The 18054-nt window shown below is 57.3% G+C and carries 17 protein-coding genes and 1 other RNA gene; 8 read left to right on the top strand and 10 right to left on the bottom strand.

Annotation, left to right across the window (positions count from 1 at the left end; all coding sequences use genetic code 11):
- Positions 1-68 precede the first annotated feature (68 nt).
- Positions 69-902: an EI24 domain-containing protein gene (locus Q8L25_RS28550; RefSeq protein ID WP_308922594.1), complete on the top strand. Its 834-nt coding sequence runs from the start codon at positions 69-71 to the stop codon at positions 900-902.
- 2 nt (positions 903-904) lie between these two features.
- The gene (locus Q8L25_RS28545) at positions 905-1348 is read left to right on the top strand and encodes a GTP pyrophosphokinase (protein WP_308922593.1); all 444 of its coding nucleotides are present in this window, start codon (positions 905-907) and stop codon (positions 1346-1348) included.
- Between the two features lie 48 nt (positions 1349-1396).
- On the opposite strand, the gene Q8L25_RS28540 is transcribed toward Q8L25_RS28545, so the two are convergent.
- The gene (locus Q8L25_RS28540; RefSeq protein WP_308922592.1) at positions 1397-2800 is read right to left on the bottom strand and encodes a serine hydrolase; all 1404 of its coding nucleotides are present in this window, start codon (positions 2798-2800) and stop codon (positions 1397-1399) included.
- A gap of 129 nt (positions 2801-2929) precedes the next feature.
- Here Q8L25_RS28540 and Q8L25_RS28535 point away from each other — a divergent pair, with 129 nt between their 5' ends.
- A complete protein-coding gene (locus Q8L25_RS28535; RefSeq protein ID WP_308922591.1) occupies positions 2930-3094 on the top strand; it encodes a hypothetical protein in 165 nt (54 codons plus the stop codon).
- A gap of 5 nt (positions 3095-3099) precedes the next feature.
- On the opposite strand, the gene Q8L25_RS28530 is transcribed toward Q8L25_RS28535, so the two are convergent.
- The 5 genes from Q8L25_RS28530 to Q8L25_RS28510 form a co-directional block, all read right to left on the bottom strand.
- Positions 3100-3471 carry a hypothetical protein gene (locus Q8L25_RS28530; RefSeq protein ID WP_308922590.1) on the bottom strand — a complete coding sequence of 124 codons (372 nt, stop codon included), beginning with the start codon at positions 3469-3471 and terminating at the stop codon, positions 3100-3102.
- The gene (locus Q8L25_RS28525; RefSeq protein WP_308922589.1) at positions 3468-3941 is read right to left on the bottom strand and encodes a penicillin-insensitive murein endopeptidase; all 474 of its coding nucleotides are present in this window, start codon (positions 3939-3941) and stop codon (positions 3468-3470) included. The genes Q8L25_RS28530 and Q8L25_RS28525 overlap by 4 nt, the downstream gene beginning before the upstream one ends.
- 340 nt (positions 3942-4281) lie before the next feature.
- On the bottom strand, positions 4282-4659 hold the full coding sequence (locus Q8L25_RS28520) for a hypothetical protein (protein ID WP_308922588.1): 378 nt from the start codon (positions 4657-4659) through the stop codon (positions 4282-4284).
- 76 nt (positions 4660-4735) lie between these two features.
- Positions 4736-5233: an STY0301 family protein gene (locus Q8L25_RS28515; protein WP_308922587.1), complete on the bottom strand. Its 498-nt coding sequence runs from the start codon at positions 5231-5233 to the stop codon at positions 4736-4738.
- Complete coding sequence (locus tag Q8L25_RS28510; RefSeq protein WP_308922586.1) at positions 5230-5616, bottom strand: BPSL0067 family protein; 387 nt, start codon at positions 5614-5616, stop codon at positions 5230-5232. The genes Q8L25_RS28515 and Q8L25_RS28510 overlap by 4 nt, the downstream gene beginning before the upstream one ends.
- 771 nt (positions 5617-6387) lie before the next feature.
- On the opposite strand from Q8L25_RS28510, the gene Q8L25_RS28505 reads away from it, so the two are divergent.
- Positions 6388-7845, top strand: a complete 1458-nt coding sequence (locus Q8L25_RS28505) for a hypothetical protein (RefSeq protein ID WP_308922585.1) — start codon at positions 6388-6390, stop codon at positions 7843-7845.
- A gap of 377 nt (positions 7846-8222) precedes the next feature.
- Here Q8L25_RS28505 and ssrA read toward each other — a convergent pair.
- The 4 genes from ssrA to ompA all read right to left on the bottom strand — a co-directional run bounded on the left by ssrA (position 8223) and on the right by ompA (position 11772).
- Positions 8223-8583, bottom strand: a transfer-messenger RNA (tmRNA) gene (gene ssrA, locus Q8L25_RS28500).
- Between the two features lie 878 nt (positions 8584-9461).
- Positions 9462-10166, bottom strand: a complete 705-nt coding sequence (locus Q8L25_RS28495) for an HAD-IA family hydrolase (RefSeq protein WP_308922584.1) — start codon at positions 10164-10166, stop codon at positions 9462-9464.
- A 75-nt stretch (positions 10167-10241) separates the two neighbouring features.
- The gene (ubiG, locus tag Q8L25_RS28490) at positions 10242-10937 is read right to left on the bottom strand and encodes a bifunctional 2-polyprenyl-6-hydroxyphenol methylase/3-demethylubiquinol 3-O-methyltransferase UbiG (protein ID WP_308922583.1); all 696 of its coding nucleotides are present in this window, start codon (positions 10935-10937) and stop codon (positions 10242-10244) included.
- A gap of 124 nt (positions 10938-11061) precedes the next feature.
- Positions 11062-11772 carry an outer membrane protein OmpA gene (gene ompA, locus Q8L25_RS28485; RefSeq protein WP_308922582.1) on the bottom strand — a complete coding sequence of 237 codons (711 nt, stop codon included), beginning with the start codon at positions 11770-11772 and terminating at the stop codon, positions 11062-11064.
- Between the two features lie 588 nt (positions 11773-12360).
- On the opposite strand from ompA, the gene gyrA reads away from it, so the two are divergent.
- The 4 genes from gyrA to pheA all read left to right on the top strand — a co-directional run bounded on the left by gyrA (position 12361) and on the right by pheA (position 17980).
- Positions 12361-15048, top strand: a complete 2688-nt coding sequence (gene gyrA, locus Q8L25_RS28480; protein WP_308922581.1) for a DNA gyrase subunit A — start codon at positions 12361-12363, stop codon at positions 15046-15048.
- Between the two features lie 73 nt (positions 15049-15121).
- Positions 15122-15706: a DUF2059 domain-containing protein gene (locus Q8L25_RS28475; RefSeq protein WP_308922580.1), complete on the top strand. Its 585-nt coding sequence runs from the start codon at positions 15122-15124 to the stop codon at positions 15704-15706.
- A 15-nt stretch (positions 15707-15721) separates the two neighbouring features.
- Positions 15722-16831: a 3-phosphoserine/phosphohydroxythreonine transaminase gene (serC, locus tag Q8L25_RS28470; RefSeq protein ID WP_308925819.1), complete on the top strand. Its 1110-nt coding sequence runs from the start codon at positions 15722-15724 to the stop codon at positions 16829-16831.
- Positions 16832-16909: 78 nt separating this feature from the next.
- Positions 16910-17980: a prephenate dehydratase gene (pheA, locus tag Q8L25_RS28465; RefSeq protein ID WP_308922579.1), complete on the top strand. Its 1071-nt coding sequence runs from the start codon at positions 16910-16912 to the stop codon at positions 17978-17980.
- Positions 17981-18054: the final 74 nt, after the last annotated feature.

The raw sequence follows: 18054 nt of genomic DNA, 5'->3' as shown, positions 1-18054 counted from the left end.
GCTGCCTCGCCTGTACAATCGGCAACATACGGATCGCCGCATCCGCCCTTGATACCGGATGCCCCATCGTGAAACAGACATTGCAAACCTGGTCGCAGTCCCTGCGCGAAGCGTCGACCTGCATCGGCCTGGGCTTGCGCGACACGCGCCATGCCGGACTGTGGTGGCGTTCCGCACTGTGGTGCATGATCGTGGTGAGCCTGTGGCTGGCCTTGTACCTGCATTTCGGGCGCTTTTTCCTGGAGCTGAGCGCGATGTTGGCGATGCTGTCCGTCAGCGGCCTGATGGGCTTGGGCGTGATGCAAGGCGTGGCGCCGATTGCCACCGGCCCGGCCACGGTCTCGCAAATGAGCAATGTCGTCGGCAGCCTCGGCAGTGTCGGCCAGGCCCTGCTGTCAATCGCCCAGATCGCGCTGGTGCTGCTGGCGCTGGCCACTTTTTTCTATGTACTGGTGTTTGTCGTCGCCTCCATCGGCACGGCCCGCTTGCCGCTGCGCTGGCTGTTTCTTGCCCGCGCCAAAGAGGTGGTGGCGCGCCGCTACGCCTTGTGGCAGGCGCCAGCTGACCTGGCGTCGTCGGCTACCCGTCCGCGCTGGCTGTGGCGCATCCTGCTGGTCTTGTCGCTGCTGATCCCCATCTGGGCCATGTGCGTGCTGATTGTCTGGCTGCTGGCCTGTAATGTGTGGTTCATCTACGGCGCGGTGGCCGAAGGCGTGCTCGACAAGGAGCAGCAGCGGGCCTTGCGCCGCCAGCAGCGTCCGGCGATCGTTTTCCTGGGATTGTTGCTGTGCCTGCTGATGTTGATTCCGGTACTGAATTTATTGTTGCCCGCCGTGCTGTGCACGAGCGTCTGCCATCTGCAGCGCCGCGGCTGGCGCAAGGCCGTGCTCGTCAAGGAGTGAAGATGAAGGATATTTCGGGACAGGGAACGCTGGAGCGCGCAATCGAGATTGCCGCGCGCACGCATGCCGGCCAGGTCGACAAGGGCGGCGCGCCCTACATCCTGCACCCCTTGCGCGTGATGCTGCGCGTGGCGCCGGGCGCACAGCAGATCGTGGCCGTGCTGCATGATGTGGTGGAGGATAGCGAGGTCACGTTCGAGGACCTGGAGCGGGAAGGGTTTTCTGCCGAGGTGATCAATGGCTTGCGCGCGGTGACCAAGGTGGAGGGCGAGTCGTACGAGGACTTCGTGGCGCGCGCGGCGCTCGATCCGGTGGGTAAAAAGGTCAAGTTGGCGGATCTGATGGAGAATAGTGATTTGTCGAGGATTGCCGAGCCGTCGCAGAAGGATCTGGAGCGGATCGAAAAATATGGACGGGCGATCAGGTATTTGATGGCAGGATCGTAGCGAGAGATACTGCATGCCGGGATCGTGTCCTGATCCCGGCACATGGTGCTACGGCGCCAGCGCGCCTATCCGCGCATGCACCACCGGCTCGCCAGGGCCATGGAATGTGACCTTGCTTACCGCGCCTTCGGCATCGCGCCCGAACTCCACGTAGGCCACCGAGTTGGGAATCAAGAAACCCGTGTCGGAAAAAGCCGTCAGCACCACTTTGTTGCGGCCATTGCGATCCATCACCAGTTTTCCGCCTTCACTGCGGAAATTGCGTGTATTGCTGTCATCGATTCTGTAGCTGCCCTGATAGGCCTCCAGCACCTTGGCGTCCAGCGTGATCGCCGTGTGCTCCGGGAAGGGGTTGCCGGCCGCGATCGCTGCCGCCTTCATCGCGATCATTTCGGCGGCCGGGATGCCGTTGTCGGCATTGGTCAGCACGGCAACGTACAGCTGTTGCGCGGGCAGCCGCAAGGCGTAGGAAGAGTAGCCGTAGATGCCGCCCCCATGCGACTGCATCGTCATGCCGCGCAGTTTGCCGATGCTCCAGCCGTAGCCATATGGCACGCTTTTCCCATCGGGCAAGATATGGGCGGTCAGCGCTTTTTGCTGGCTGGCCGGCTTAAACAGCGTGCCGGCACTGACAGCCGCATCCCAGCGCGCCAGGTCGTCCACCGTCGACACCAAACCGCCGGCCGCATACGGCTGCGTCATGCTGGCGACCTTGCCGTACTCGAAGCTGGCGCCGGCGTTGCCGCGGGTATAACCCTGCGCGCGCACTGCACTGCCGCGTTCGTGCCCATCGTAGGCGCTGTTGCTCATGCCTAGCGGCACGAAGATGCGCTGCTCGACAAATTGGGCATACGACAGGCCCGAGACTTTTTCAATGATCGCCCCCAGCAGGAAGTAGCCCGAGTTGCTGTACGCGTAGCGGGTGCCCGGCTCGAATTGCAGCGGATCGTTCTTGAAGGTGTCGATCATCTGGCCCGGCGTCATGTCTTTCGCCACGCCGGCTTCAAAGCCGGGCTTGCTGGTAAAGTTGGCGATGCCCGAGGTATGCGTCAGCAACTGCTTGATGGTGATGCGCTTGCCACCGGTCGGGTAGTCGGGCAGGAACCGGGTGATATCGTCGTCCAGGGCCAGCTTGCCTTCGTCGGCCAGCATCAGGACGGCGGTGGCGGTGAATTGCTTGGTGACCGAGGCGATGCGCATGAGCGCCTCCGGTGTCATCGGCCTGCCCCTGGCGATATCGGCCATGCCGTAGGCCTTGCGAAACACGGGGCGACCGGCTTTGGTGACGATGATGGTGGCGCCGGGCTCGCCAGCTTTGAACAGGGGAGCGATGGCGTTGTCGATGCGGGTGGCCAGGGTGTGATCCTGGGCTTGACTGGCGGAGGAGTACAGGACCAGCAGCAGTGTCAGCAGCGGTGCTGTGGCGAGGCGGAGCGTGGAAAGGTTCAGCATGAGGCCTCCCTGTTCGAGGTGGATCGGCGGCGTGATTGCCTGGGCCGGTGTGTTAGGGACGATAGGGAATATAGGGTGGCGATGCCAGCGGGGTGCGATGGGCTGCGATTTTGGCGGGGTGGATGGGGAATGGGCTGGCTCGGCTGTGGCTGGGATCAGTCAGCAGCTGGCGCCAGCGATACTGTTGCCGGTGCGCAGATCAAAGCCCAGGAAGCAGCGGTATTGATTGGGCGGCTGGCAGATGCACCAGACATCGCGCTTGCTGCGCAGGCATCTGATGTTCAGCGAAAATAGCTGGTTTAACAGCTTGCGCCAGGAATGTCCTTGCCTGCTCTCAGGTCATAACCGAGGAAGCAGCGGTACCCTGTAGTGGGAAGAAACGAGCACCACAGGTTTCCCTTGCTGCGCAAGCGTTCGCCTTGCTCACCGCTGCACGTGACTTTGGCGTCTGGATAGAGGGAGTCGAAGATATCTTTCGCCGCCGGACCGCTGATTTCGATCGCCAGCTTCCGGTCGTTCTTGCTTGGCGCGTGCTCGTTGCCCAGCTCTCCGGAATAGATCGTGTACTCGGCCTTCAGTGATTTGATTCTGGCGGGTTGCATGGGCAGGTCGGCGGCGTGAACTGTGTGGAGCAGGGTGGAGAGGAAGATAATCAGGAGCAGCGGCTTCATTTTGGTGTTGCCCTTATATCGACGTGGAAGTGATCGTCGTGATTTAACCAGTGCTGCACGCGAGGAATATCCTTGTCATTGAACAGAATATTCTTGACGGCTGGATGTGAATAAAAAATCTCTATTAGTCTTTTTGTTGCTTTTTGATCGTATTGGTGATCAAATCGCGTGACTGGCAGATGAAGACCATCCGCGCGTAGTGCACGTATATCCATTTGCAAGCCGTTCTTGTGGCTGCTATGTTTGCTGTAGCTGCCGCCGCCGGCCTGGCTGATATTGCCAACGCCGAATTTCCTCTTCTCCGTGGTTTGCCAGTGACGTTCCACAAAGAAAATTACCGAGAGCAATACAGGGTCAGCATATTGGCCAGCACCGTCGACTGGCGTGCCGTAGACGTAGTAGCCGGCATCCTCTGGCGCCTGCGGAAGCATGAAATAGCCGCGTTTATCTCTGGGTTGAATTTCCAGCATGCTGGGGTTCCGTCAATCTGTATGGTGGTTGGGAGCGGCTGCACTGCCGAATAGCAATCGTGTATGGAGGACCATACCTGAGCTATTTACATTGACACTGAGATAGCGCAGTGATTTTTGGTCCGGACATTGGTATTGCTGAGACCGTGTTGTCATGGCGGAACTGATCTCGTGACTACGTGCCCTGTGACTGAACTTACTCCGAGCCGTGACCTTCATGCCGGAGACTTCATGGGCTGAGATCGTGTACGAATGGCGGACCTGACCCTGGGCTCCGTGACTGGTAGATGAAGACCATCGCCGTGACCCCGGTCTCGTGAAAAGGCGGAGCGGCTTATTGCTAGCAGATGGCACCATGTATGCCTTTTCCGGTCTTGAGGTCGAGTCCGAAATAGCAGCTATATTCTGCGCCTTTCATGTGCACGCACGATAAATCCCCGCGTCGGCGCTCCCGGTAGTCCTTTGCCTCACTGCACGCATTTTCCTTGGCGACATCCGGCCCGATCTGCAGGAACAGGTCTTTCGCGGCGGCCCCCGTCACCATGAACGCCACCTTCTTGTCGCTGGGCGTGGGCGGCAGCATTTCCGACAAGGTACCGCCATAGAGTTGATAGTCGCCACGCAAGGGCTTGGGTGTGCTTGGTGGGGACGTATCGGCCGCCATGACGGAGGTGATGTGGAGCAAGAGCGTTGCAAGTATCAGCAAACGGAGATTCATCAATGCTCCCGGATTTCAATATGAAGATGGTCGTCGTGGCCGATTAAAAACCGCACCCGCCCACCGCCAAGCCTTGCTACTTCTTCTTTGTAGCAGGCGTTTTTACCTCCGATAACGTACAAGTCGCATGCACGGCAGTCACATTCCGATGGCTGTCTTTGTTGGTGGTAATCGTACACTCGGATAAATTTCTCGGCAATTGCTGCGACAGTGTCAATTCGGCCGCCATGCCATAACCGCAGCTGAGCCATTTCTCTTCCTTTGTCAATTCGCTCAGCGTCCAGATTGCGATATTACGGCTGCGTTCTTCCCGGTAGCTTGAGGGCTTTGCTGACTGGTAGCTCGAAGGTGGCCCGTACATCAGTTCACCACTGCCGACCCGCAGCGAGGAGGGCGCGAAAGGCATCCAGCCCTGAGGTGGTGTGCCGAAGTTGATTGCTTGCACAGGAAATTCAGCAGGACACAGGATGGTGATGCTGGAGGCATGTACAACGGTATTGCACGATAGCACGCAGGCCGCAGTGCAAATTGCAACGCAACTTGATGTCGAGCGGTAAGGGGATGGTGACGTCATGGTGCCTCGATTACCGAAAATGCTCTGGCGTTATTGCTGGGATCGATGAAAGCACCATTTGTTGTCAGGTTCTTGGTACTGATGAAACGCGACTGTATCAATGGTCGGCCTTTGTATTGGTCGATGACCCAGAATCCGTCAACGCCATGCCGCAGAAAAAATGCTGCGTGATTGCCGGTTGGGTGATTGGGATAACGTCCTTTGACGAAAGTGGCAATCGCCGTTCCTGGCCTGATCGCCGGATTGTTCAGAACCTCAGCACCAGCGCGCCAGCGCATGGTTGGGCCAGCAGAAGTGAATTCCTTGATCAGGGTGACACAGTCTCCATCGCCTATTTTTTGCTTGCGCTGCAAGGCAGCGGCGTGAAAGTAGCTGTGGTCCATTTTGCGCCCCCAGAACGTGAGTGGTGTGTGCTGGGTGATGGTGAGGCTGGAGCGTATTGGGGGTGTTGTGGGTGGACAAGGATGGGGGTAGTTTTGGGAGAAGCCTTCTAAGGTAACGTCTGCTCACTAGAATTCAGCAATGGCTGCATTACTCGACAGACAACTGTAGGTCAAGACATTGGTATTGCTGAGACCGTGTCGTTTGGCGCACCTGATCCCGTGCCTGTACGCCTTGACCTGCATGCCGGAGACGGCCTCCAAGCTGAGATTGTGTACGAATGGCGCCCCCAGCCTTATAAGACCGTGTCGTAATGGGGATTTGTTCCCATGATGTGCTTAAAGAGTATTATTGCTTGTTGGTTTACAGAACCTACTCGGCCGACACTGCCATAAAGATACCACTCCGCATTTTTAGAGGATTGGAACGTGATAGAATTTTTAATTAGGATTTCTAGGGTACTGGTTGAATGCTTGATGATTAATTAGTTTGTATGAAAATTCTAATGGTTGGGTAAGATGGTTTCGAAATAAGATGAAGTAGATCCTAGTAATGTTGTAGGGTTGTGATATATAAAAATTTATTGCCTGCAATGTATTTATATAAATAAAATTGTGATATTATAAGAATTTTATGGAAAATATTTTTAAAAAATTTCAAAATTTATGTCGTGCGTGAATTTTCATTTCAGGTAATTTTTATTGAAATTTTCAAGATTTAATTTTTTTGTCTTAAGTATACTTTGTTTTTATTTATATTTCGAAAGAGTAATAATGAATAATTCTGATGTGGAGCAGGCTGATGAAATTAAAGAAGCTATGGTTGATGCTGAAATGTCATCGAGTTTTTCTGATATGCTTGAGGCTGAAAATAAAAAAGAAAACTTGCTATCGATTATTTTGAGTGATTTTCTTGATGGGATGAATGATTTAAGAGAGGCAATCTATATTTCTATTCCTTCAATCGGGAAAAGGCACAGCTCAGAAATTGAAAAATTGGAAAAGGAAATAGCAAAATATGAGGACTCTAGCGGAAAAATAATATTTCCTGTGTCAGACCCTCATGGTGCTAGCAAAATGCTTAGCGCTATTGAAAACTATTCACGCATCGCAAAATCAAATGCATTGGAAGTATTGGAGCGAAGTCTTTTTGTGGGCCTGTTTGGGCAGTATGATGTATTTATCGGCTCCTTACTTAGAGCTCTATATTCTATTAAGCCAGAGCTTTATAAGAGCATTTCGCGTGAAATTTCGCTAAGTGATTTATTGGAGTTTGAATCATTGATGGCGGTTAAAAATGATTTGCTTGATAAGGAGATTGATTCTTTTAAGCGTGAAAGTTACATCGAACAATTTGGAATGCTTGAGAAGAAATTCGCTTTGCCACTTAGGAAATTTGAAGAATGGTCGGAGTTTGTTGAGCTCGGGCAGCGAAGAAATTTAATGACGCATACAGGTGGGATAGTTAGCGAACAATATATTATATTATGCGAGAGAGAAGGTTACCAATTCAAAGAGCGGCCAATCATAGGCTCAAAATTGGGACTTGGGCAGCCATATTTTGAACGCTCTATTAATCTTCTAAGTAAAGTTGCATTTATGTTAGTTCATACGTTATGGCGAAAAATCGCCCCAAAACAGTCAGAGATCGCTAATCGATCAATGAATGCTAATATATATGATTTACTGAAAATTAAAAACTGGGCTTTAGCTGCTGAATTTGGGCGCTTCGCATTGAGTCAGATTTTCATTGCTAATTGCAGAGAAATGGATGTTAGGATTAGGGTTGTAAATACTTCAATTGCCTTGTCAAATCTAAAAAAGGAAAAGGAAACTTTTTCTTTGCTTGAGAAATTTGATTGGTCGGCTTGTATTCGTGAATTTAAGTTGGCTGATGCTGTATTGAGAAATGATTCGAAAAAAGCATGTGAAATAATGGTCAGTATTGGTAAGAAAGGTGAGCTAATAGAGCAGCTTTCCTATCATCAGTGGCCTTTATTTTATAATTTTTGCGATAGTAAAGAATTTCAAGATGCATACTTTTCAATATATTCAATTCCTTATATTGAGAAAAGTACCCAAGCTACGATAGTTGGTCCTATAGCTACACAAAAAATTCCTCCTCTCAAGAAAAGGCATGCAAAAAAAGTAGCTGCAATAGAAAATTTAGGGGTGACTGATGTGGTGCAATCGATACCTAAAAGGAGGAAAAAAATAGTTGCTGCAATATGATCAAGGAGCTAATCCAGCTCCAAGTAATATTTCCGATTTCCAAAAAAATTCGCAAGAGTTAAGGTGCGTATTCTATATCAGCCTATTATTGTGATCGGATAAAGAGTAGCGTGTTGTCGATTACCTATGGAGACCTTACTTTTTTATCCAGTGGTGGGAGATGGGGAAGACGCCGTTGGTGCTTTTTTAGTCAGAAGAATCGGGGAGCCGTTGCGCTGCAGCGCAACGTCGCTTCGCGGGCGCCTCGCATGCGAGGCGAATTCCCCGCTACGCCCCGCGTCCGTGCCGGACGCGGATTCGGTTCTCGGCTGTTTCGTCGTTGGATAAAAAATAATGGCCCCGTCGCTTGCGCTCGGGGGCCATTATTTTTTATCCAGTGGTGGAGACGGCGGGAATCGAACCCGCGTCCGCAAGCACTCTACAGACAGTTCTACATACTTAGCACTATCATTTAATTTAACTCAGCCAGCACGGATGTGCACGTTATGGGCAAGCGAGTTACCTATTATTTAGTCGGACGCTAAGTAACCCAGCATACGACGAGTCCCTGTAAATGACTCTAGAGCTTTTGACGGCCCACCCCAAGGACGAGGTGTTCTAGAGCTAACAGCGATTAAGCTGCCAGTGCGTACGAGTTATCGTTTGCAGTTAAGTTTTTTCAGGTTGTATTTACGAGGTAGCCCGCCCTCGGTATGCCCTGCGCTGCTTTGCAACCCACGTCGAAACCAGGTCGTCCCCACAGAACCTTCATTGTAGCGCAAACTTCACACTCTTGCATGATGCATTCGTGCCTGCTATTTGACGATGTGGGGAGGCTGGGCGCCAGCAGGCGCCCAGCCGCTACGCAGGCTCGCCGCATGCGGCGAGAATTCCCTGCTTCGCCGTGATGGGCAAGCGAGTTACCTGTTATTTAGCCGGACGCCAAGTAACCCAGCATACGACCAGCCCTGTGGTGACTCAGGAGCTTTTGACGGCCCACCCCAAGGACGAGGTGTTCCAGAGCTAACAGCGATGAAGCTGCCAGTGCGTTGTGTGATCGATGGCAGTTAAGTTGTTCTGGGTGGATTGACGAGATAGCCCGCCCTCGGTATGCCGTGCGCTGCTTTGCAACCCACGTCGAAACCAGGTCGTCCCCATAGAGCCTTCGTTGAGGCGCAAAGTTCATAGTCTTGCATGATGCATTCGTACGTGCCTCTGGAAGATGTGGGAAGGCTGGGCGCCAGCAGGCGCCCAGCCGCTACGCAGGCTCGCCGCATGCGGCGAGAATTCCCTGCTGCGCCGTGATGGGCAAGCGCGTTACCTGTTATTTATCCGGACGCCAAGTAACCCAGCATACGACCAGCCCTGTGGTGACTCAGGAGCTTTTGACGGCCCACCCCAGGGACGAGGTGTTCCAGAGCTAACAGCGATGAAGCTGCCAGTGCGTAGAGTGATCGATGGCAGTTACGCTTTTTCAGGTTGTATTGACGAGGTAGCCCGCCCTCGGTATCCCCTGCGCTGCTTTGCAACCCACGTCGAAGCCAGGTCGTCCCCACAACACCTTCATTGCAGCGCAAAGTTCATAGTCTTGCATGATGCATTTGCAGTAGTGAACATCACTCACGGCAGATGCCGGATCAAGCCGCCAACTGCCTTTCCCGCTCCGCCAGTACTACCCCACTGACCAGCTCCAGCAACGCAGCCGGCGTCTCCAGCAGATAATCCGCATTCCACGATAAAGGTTCGACCGGGCCGCAGTAGCCCCAGGCGCAGGCGATGGTGCGCATGCCGGCGGCGCGGCCGGCCTGGATGTCGCGCAGGTCGTCGCCGACGTACCAGCAGGATTCCGGCGCCAGGTCCAGGCGGGGGGCCGCTTCCAGCAGGGGGGCGGGGTGGGGTTTCGGGTGGGGCATGGTGTCGCCCGAGATCACGCAGCCGGCGGCGGAGAGGCCAATCTGGCCGACCAGCGGGTCGGTAAAGCGGGCCGCCTTGTTGGTGACCACGCCCCAGGGCAGGCCCAGCGACGTCAAGCCGTCCAGCAGCGCGGGGATGCCGTCAAATAAACGGCTTTCCACCGCGAGGGCCGCTTCGTAGTTGTCCAGAAAACCGTTCTTCAGGGGCTCGTAGCCGCTCTCGCCGGGGGCGATGCCGTAGGACGCGCCTATCATGCCGCGCGCGCCGGCCGAGGCCGTGGGGCGCAGCACTTCGTAGGGCGTGGGCGCCAGGCCGGCGCGCGAGCGCATCAGGTTGATGGCGGCCGCCAGGTCGGGTGCGGTGTCGGCCAGGGTACCGTCGAGGTCGAACAGGATGGCGCGCGGGGCGGGCAGGTGGTCGGTGGTCATGGCGGGCGCGGACTCGGTAAAAGTGGGTGAAAATGAAAAATGGCGGCCGCAGCCGCCTTGATTGTTGCTTTTGGCTTACAAAGGCCGGGTGCAGGCCACCAGGTAGTTGACGCTGGTATCGTTGTTCAGCGAGTAGATCTTGGTCAGTGGATTGTAGCCCATGCCGCGCATGCTGTTCACGTCCAGGCCGGCGCTGCGCGCAAATTGCGACAGTTCGGCCGGGGTGATGAATTTGTCGTAGTCGTGCGTGCCTTTCGGCAGCAGGCGCAGGATGTATTCGGCGCCCAGCACGGCGAACAGATACGCTTTCGGGTTGCGGTTCAGGGTCGACATGAAGATATGGCCACCGGGCTTGACCAGCGCGGCGCAGGCTTGCACGATGGCGGCCGGGTCGGGCACGTGCTCGAGCATTTCCATGCAGGTCACCACGTCGTACTGGCCTGCTTCTTCGGCGGCCATGGCTTCGGCGGCGATCAGCTTGTAGCGGACATTGACGCCGGACTCCAGGCTGTGCAAATCGGCCACTTTCAGGGCTTTTTCGGACAGGTCGATGCCCGTCACGCTGGCGCCCTTGCGGGCCATCGATTCGGCCAGGATGCCGCCGCCGCAGCCGATGTCGATCACGCGCTTGCCGGCCAGCGGCACTTTCGCGTTGATCCATTCCAGGCGCAGGGGGTTAATTTCGTGCAGGGGACGAAACTCGGAAGTGGGGTCCCACCAGCGGTGGGCCAGCTCACTGAATTTTTGGATTTCAAGAGGGTCGGCGTTCATGGGTGGAATGATAGCGGCATTTTTCGAAACGGGCAGCCACGGACGAAAAAAAACCCCGCCGTGGCGGGGTTTTTATCGATTGCGCTTGATCTGATGGACAGATCAGGCGCAGCCGGCGGGGCAATTACTTGCGGGTACCAACAACTTCGATTTCCACGCGACGGTTTTTCGCACGGCCTTCGGCGGTTTTGTTGTCAGCAACTGGCTGTTTCTCGCCTTTGCCTTCGGTGTACACGCGGTTGCTTTCAACGCCTTTGGAAACCAGGTAGGCTTTGACAGCATCAGCACGACGTACCGACAGTTTCTGGTTGTAAGCATCGGTACCGACCGAGTCAGTGTGACCGACGGCGATGATGACTTCCAGGTTGATGCCGCCCAGTTGGGTGGTCAGCTGATCCAGTTTCGACTTGCCTTCTGGTTTCAGGGTGGCTTTGTCGAAGTCGAAGAAGGCATCAGCGGCGAAGCTGACTTTTTCCGAGGTCGGAGCTGCTGGTACTGGCACAACCACTGGCGCTGGTGCTGGAGCAGGCGCTGGTGCTGCTGGTGGCGGAGGTGCCACGCATTTGCCGTTTTGCAGGGTTTCTGGTTCTACGCACAGTGGCACGTCGCAACCTGGCACCGCGTCAGCAGGTGTCCAGTAGCCGGTACGCCAGCACAGGCCGAATGGGTCACGCACGATTACGCCGCGGGCATCTTGCACATAGGCGCTCTTTGGCGTTGGTGCTTTGATGTCGGTGGTCACTGGAGCGAATGGTGGCGAGGTTGGGGTTTGAGCCGAAGCCGAGCCAGCAATCACTGCGGATGCAGCGAAAAACAGCGTTACAAATTTATTCATTCTTTTTTCCTTTCGGGGGGTGATATCCGCAGAACAACACGGCGCTACTGGTCATACATGCCGGGATTTTATCATGTCGACCACAACGCTCGTTCAGATTGCGAAACTAGCAATTAACTTCTACTTCATTTTGCCACACGCATCCGTAGCGCACGACCGTGGGCAAATCAAAGCTTCCGCGATTTTAGACTGCATGTTGTAACTACGCAACGAAAATGCCCGATTATGACGCGCCCGTGACATCCGGTTACATTTTGTGCCTGTTTTGTGGGCAGAGTACTTGAACTGATATTGCTGATATGCACTATTGTCAAGCAATCATGCACAGTGCCGGTGCGCGCCTGGCATGGCTTTGGAATTTGCGGCACGCCTGGCAATTTGCACTTGCGGCAGGGCGCGCATGCTAAAATCGTACGCTTGACTGTTGGGCGTGCCTGACAAAAAGCCGATGGCGGCGCTGCTCTCCTGCAACCGTCCCGCCCCTTTTGCCAGCCACTCCACGACAACAGCCGCCCAGGATATGCAGTATTGCGTCATACATTGCGTAGCAGATAAGTTAACCACAGCCTGAGATCAGTCGAACCGCCAATGGATCAATTCGCAAAAGAAACAATCCCTATTTCCCTCGAAGAAGAGATGCGCAAGAGCTACCTCGATTACGCCATGAGCGTGATCGTCGGTCGGGCCTTGCCTGACGCGCGTGATGGCTTGAAGCCAGTGCACCGCCGCGTCCTGTTCGCGATGCATGAAATGAACAACGTGTGGAATCGCCCTTACGTCAAGTGCGCCCGCGTGGTCGGCGAAACCATGGGTAAGTACCACCCCCACGGCGATGCGTCGATCTACGACACCTTGGTGCGCATGGCGCAAGATTTTTCGCTGCGCTACATGCTCGTCGATGGCCAGGGTAACTTCGGCTCCGTCGACGGCGACGCCGCCGCCGCCATGCGTTACACCGAGTGCCGCCTGGACAAGATCGCCGGCGAACTGCTGGCCGACATCGACAAGGACACCGTCGACTTCGTGCCCAACTACGATGGCAAGGAAAAGGAACCGTCGGTCCTGCCGACCCGCATTCCGAATCTGCTGATCAACGGTTCGTCCGGTATCGCCGTCGGCATGGCGACCAATATTCCGCCACACAACATCACCGAAGTGATCAACGGCGCGCTGCACGTGCTGCGCAATCCGGACTGCACGATCGATGAACTGATCGAACTGATCCCCGCGCCGGACTTCCCGACCGCCGGCATCATCTATGGCGTCTCGGGCGTGCGCGACGGCTACCGTACCGGCCGTGGCCGCGTGGTGATGCGCGCCAAGACCCACTTCGAGGAATACGGCAAGGACGGCGGGCGCATCGCCATCATCGTCGACGAGCTGCCATTCCAGGTCAACAAGAAATCCCTGCTGGAACGCATCGCCGAAAACGTGCGCGACAAGAAGCTGGAAGGCATTTCCGACATCCGCGACGAGTCCGACAAATCGGGCATGCGCGTGGTGATCGAGCTGAAACGCGGCGAAGTGCCGGAAGTGGTGCTGAACAATCTGTACAAGCAGACCCAGTTGCAGGACACCTTCGGCATGAACATGGTGGCGCTGGTCGATGGCCAGCCGAAGCTGCTGAACCTGAAGCAGATGCTGCAATGCTTCCTGTCGCACCGCCGCGAAGTGGTCACGCGCCGCACCGTGTTCGAACTGCGCAAGGCGCGCGAACGCGGCCATGTGCTCGAAGGCCTGGCCGTCGCGCTGGCCAATATCGATGACTTCATCGCCATCATCAAGGCCGCGCCGACGCCGCCGATCGCCAAGGTCGAGCTGATGGCGCGTCCATGGGATTCGTCCGTGGTGCGCGAAATGCTGGCCCGCACCGGCGACGGCAATACGCCGGGCGGCGTGGATGCGTATCGTCCTGAAAACCTGCCGAAGCACTACGGCATGCAGGCCGACGGCCTGTACAAGCTGTCGGACGACCAGGCGCAAGAGATTCTGCAGATGCGTCTGCAACGCCTGACCGGCCTGGAGCAGGACAAGATCGTCAACGAGTACAAGGAAGTGATGGAACATATCGCCGACTTGCTCGACATCCTGGCCAAACCGGAACGCGTGACCGTCATCATCACCGACGAAATGACCCTGGCGATGAACGAATACGGCGCCGGCAAGAAGGACGTGCGCCGCTCGCAGATCGAACTGAACGCGACCGACCTGGAAACCGAAGACCTGATCACCCCGCAGGACATGGTGGTGACCCTGTCGCACACCGGCTACATGAAGGCGCAGCCAATTAGCGAATACCGCGCGCAGAAGCGCGGCGGACGCGGCAAGCAGGCGATGGCGACCAAAGAGGAAGACTGGATCGACCAGCTGTTCATTGCGAACACCCACGATTACATCCTGTGCTTCTCGGACCGTGGCCGCATGTACTGGCTGAAGGTATGGGAAGTGCCGCAAGGCTCGCGCAATTCGCGCGGCAAGCCGATCGTCAACATGTTCCCGCTGCAGGACAACGAAAAGATCACCGTGATCCTGCCATTGTCGGGCGAGAACCGCACGTTCCCGGAAGACCATTATGTGTTCATGTCGACCAGCCTGGGTACCGTCAAGAAAACGCCTTTGAAGGACTTCAGCAATCCACGCAAGGCCGGCATCATCGCGGTCGACCTGGACGACGGCGACTTCCTGATCGGCGCGGCGCTGACCGACGGCAAGCACGACGTGATGCTGTTCTCGGATTCGGGCAAGGCAGTGCGCTTCGACGAAAACGATGTGCGTCCGATGGGCCGCACGGCGCGCGGCGTGCGCGGCATGAACCTGGAAGAAGGCCAGCACGTGATCGCGCTGCTGGTGGCCGAGAACGAGCAGCAGTCGGTGCTGACGGCCACCGAAAACGGTTACGGCAAGCGTACGCCTATCCTCGAGTACACGCGCCATGGCCGTGGCACGAAAGGCATGATCGCGATCCAGACCAGCGAGCGCAACGGTAAAGTGGTTGCCGCCACCCTGGTCAACACGACCGACGAAATCATGCTGATCACCACTGGTGGCGTATTGATCCGCACCCGCGTGTCGGAGATCCGCGAAATGGGCCGCGCCACGCAAGGCGTGACCCTGATCGCGGTGGAAGACGGCACCAAGCTGTCTGGCCTGCAACGCGTGGTCGAAACCGATATCGACGAAGTCGAGCTGACGACGGAGGCCGCTGCGGCACCGGTGGCGAGCGTCGATCCGGCCGACCCGGCGAGCGACGAGACGGACCCGGCGCAGCCGGAGTAAGATGATTGGGGCTCTTTCGGGAGCCCCAATTGCTATTGCGCGCGCTTTTTACCCTATTCAATACTGAACCGCCATGAGAAAAATCGTCGCCACTTTTTTTGCCGCCTTTTCGCTGGCCTTTCTTGCCACCCTGCCGGCCCTGGCCCAGAGCACCCAGGCGGCGCCCGCGCGCCAGATCGCGCCCAGCCCGGCCATGAAGGTGGCCGTGCGCCGCATGCTGGACGCGATGCAGTTCCCCGCGCTGACGCGGCAGATTTTCGACCAGATGCTGCAATCGGTGCCGGCCATGATGCGCCAGGCCGCCGTGCAGAATATCAGCGGCAACGCCGAGCTCACGGAAGAGCGCAAGGCGCGCGCGCTGGCCAATGCGGAAGAGGAGATTCCGCTGGCCGTGGCCACCCTGACCCAGGTGCTGGGCGACCAGAGCCTGATCGACGAATTGGGCGCCGAAATGGTGCCCTTGTACGCACGCTATTACACGGTGCAGGAAATCGAGCAACTGACGGCGTTCTACCAGACGCCGCTGGGCCGCAAGATGCTGGCCACCATGCCGCAACTGTCGGCCGAGTCGATGGCGATCAGCCAGCGCGTGCTGATTCCCCGCGTCAACGCCGTGCTGGAACAAGTCCTGCGGGCGGCCACGCAGCCGCCGCATTAACAATCTGAGGAATGCATCGTGACCCAAGCTGTCGTCAACCCGATTTATAACTTCTCCGCCGGCCCCGCCGTGCTGCCCAAGGAAGTGCTGGCGCAAGCCGCAGCCGAAATGCTGGACTGGCATGGCAGCGGCATGTCGGTGATGGAAATGAGCCACCGCGGCCCCGAATTCATTTCCATCTACAAGCAGGCCGTGGCCGACCTGCGCGAGCTGCTGGCCGTACCCGACAACTACAAGATCCTGTTCCTGCAGGGTGGTGGCCTGGGCGAAAACGCCATTATCCCGATGAACCTGGTGGGCCTGGCGGCAAACCAGCCGGCCACCATCGACTTCGTGCAGACGGGTTCGTGGTCCGGCAAATCCATCAAGGAAGCGGCCAAATATGCCAAGGTGAATGTGGCCGCTTCGTCGCAGGCGGCCGGTTTCACTGGTGTGCCGCCAGTCGATGAATGGAAGCTGACGCCGGGCGCCGCCTACCTGCATATCTGCACCAACGAAACCATCGACGGCGTCGAGTTCCAGCAGGCGCCGCAAGTCCCCGCCGGCACCACCATCGTCGCCGACATGTCCTCGCATATTTTGTCGCGGGTGGTCGACGTGTCGCAGTACGGCGTGATCTTCGGTGGCGCGCAGAAGAATATCGGCCCGGCCGGCCTGACGGTGGTGATCGTGCGCGACGACCTTCTGGGCCATGCGCTGCCGATTTGCCCGTCGGCCTTCGACTGGGCCAACGTGGCCGAACACGAGTCGATGTACAACACGCCGCCCACCTATGGCATCTATATCGCCGGCCTGGTATTCCAGTGGCTGAAAAAGCAAGGTGGCGTGGCGGCCATGGAACAGCGTAATATTGAGAAAGCGGCGCTGCTATACGCGGCGCTGGACGCGGACGACTTCTACCAGAACCGTGTCGCACCACCATACCGTTCGCGCATGACGATCCCGTTCTACCTGCGCGACGAAAGCCTGAACGACGCCTTCCTGGCCGGCGCGAAGCAGCGCGGCCTGCTGCAACTGAAGGGCCACAAGTCCGTCGGCGGCATGCGCGCATCGATCTATAACGCGATGCCGATCGAAGGCGTGCAAGCCCTGGTCGATTATTTGAACGAGTTTGCCGGACGCTGACGTCGCATCGACGAGCGCCGGCCGCCGCCGGCGCAGGCCGTGCGGCCATGATTGAAGTACAGCTGACGAAACAACACCATGACCGATAAATTGAAACCCCTGCGCGAACAGATCGATGCGATCGACGCGCAAATCCTCGACCTGCTGAACCGCCGCGCGCTGATCGCGCAGGAAGTGGGCCATGTGAAGGCCGAAACCCAGGCGCCCGTGTTCCGCCCCGAGCGTGAAGCGCAGGTACTGCGTGGCGTGGCCGAGCGCAACCCCGGCCCGATGGGCGACCGCGAAGTGCAGACCATCTTCCGCGAAATCATGTCGTCCTGCCGCTCGCTGGAAAAGCGCGTCACCGTCGCCTACCTGGGCCCGGCCGGCACCTTCAGCGAGCAGGCCGTGTACCAGCAGTTCGGCAGCGCCGTCGAAGGCCTGCCGTGCGCCTCCATCGATGAAGTGTTCCGCTCGGCCGAAGCGGGCACGGCGGACTTTGGCGTGGTGCCGATCGAGAATTCCTCGGAAGGCGCCGTCAACCGCACGCTGGACCTGATGCTGCAAACGAGCCTGATCATCAGTGGCGAAGTGTCGATCGCCGTGCATCACAGCCTGATGACGAAGAGCGGCAATATGGACGGCGTGACCTCGATCTGCGCCCACTCGCAGGCGCTGGCCCAGTGCCAGGTATGGCTGAACCAGCACTACCCGAATATCGCGCGCCACGCCGTGGCCTCGAACGCGGAAGCGGCGCGCCTGGCCGGCGAAGACGGTGCGGTCGCGGCGATTGCCAGCGAACTGGCCGGCGCCCAGTACAAGCTGGGCGTGGTCAAGGGCCATATCCAGGACGACCCGCACAACCGTACCCGCTTTGCCGTGGTGGGAACGCTGCAAACGGCGCCGTCGGGCAAGGACCAGACCTCGCTGGTACTGGCCGTGCCGAACAAGGCCGGCGCCGTGTATCAGTTGCTGGCGCCGCTGGCCAAGCACGGCGTGTCGATGACGCGCTTCGAGTCGCGCCCGGCCCGCATGGGCAGCTGGGAGTATTATTTCTATGTCGACGTGGAAGGCCACGTGCACAACCCTGCCGTGGCGCAGGCGCTGGCTGAACTGCAGGGCAATGCGGCGTTCTTCAAGGTGCTGGGGTCGTATCCGGTCAGCCTGTGACGCCAACGGTGGTGTCGGATTACGGCCTGCGGCCTAATCCGACCTACAATGAGCCGTAGGTTGGGTTAGCGCAG

It is taken from the genome of Janthinobacterium sp. J1-1, assembly GCF_030944405.1.
Lineage (GTDB): Bacteria > Pseudomonadota > Gammaproteobacteria > Burkholderiales > Burkholderiaceae_D > Janthinobacterium.
This window is presented reverse-complemented; position numbering and strand designations above follow the sequence as displayed.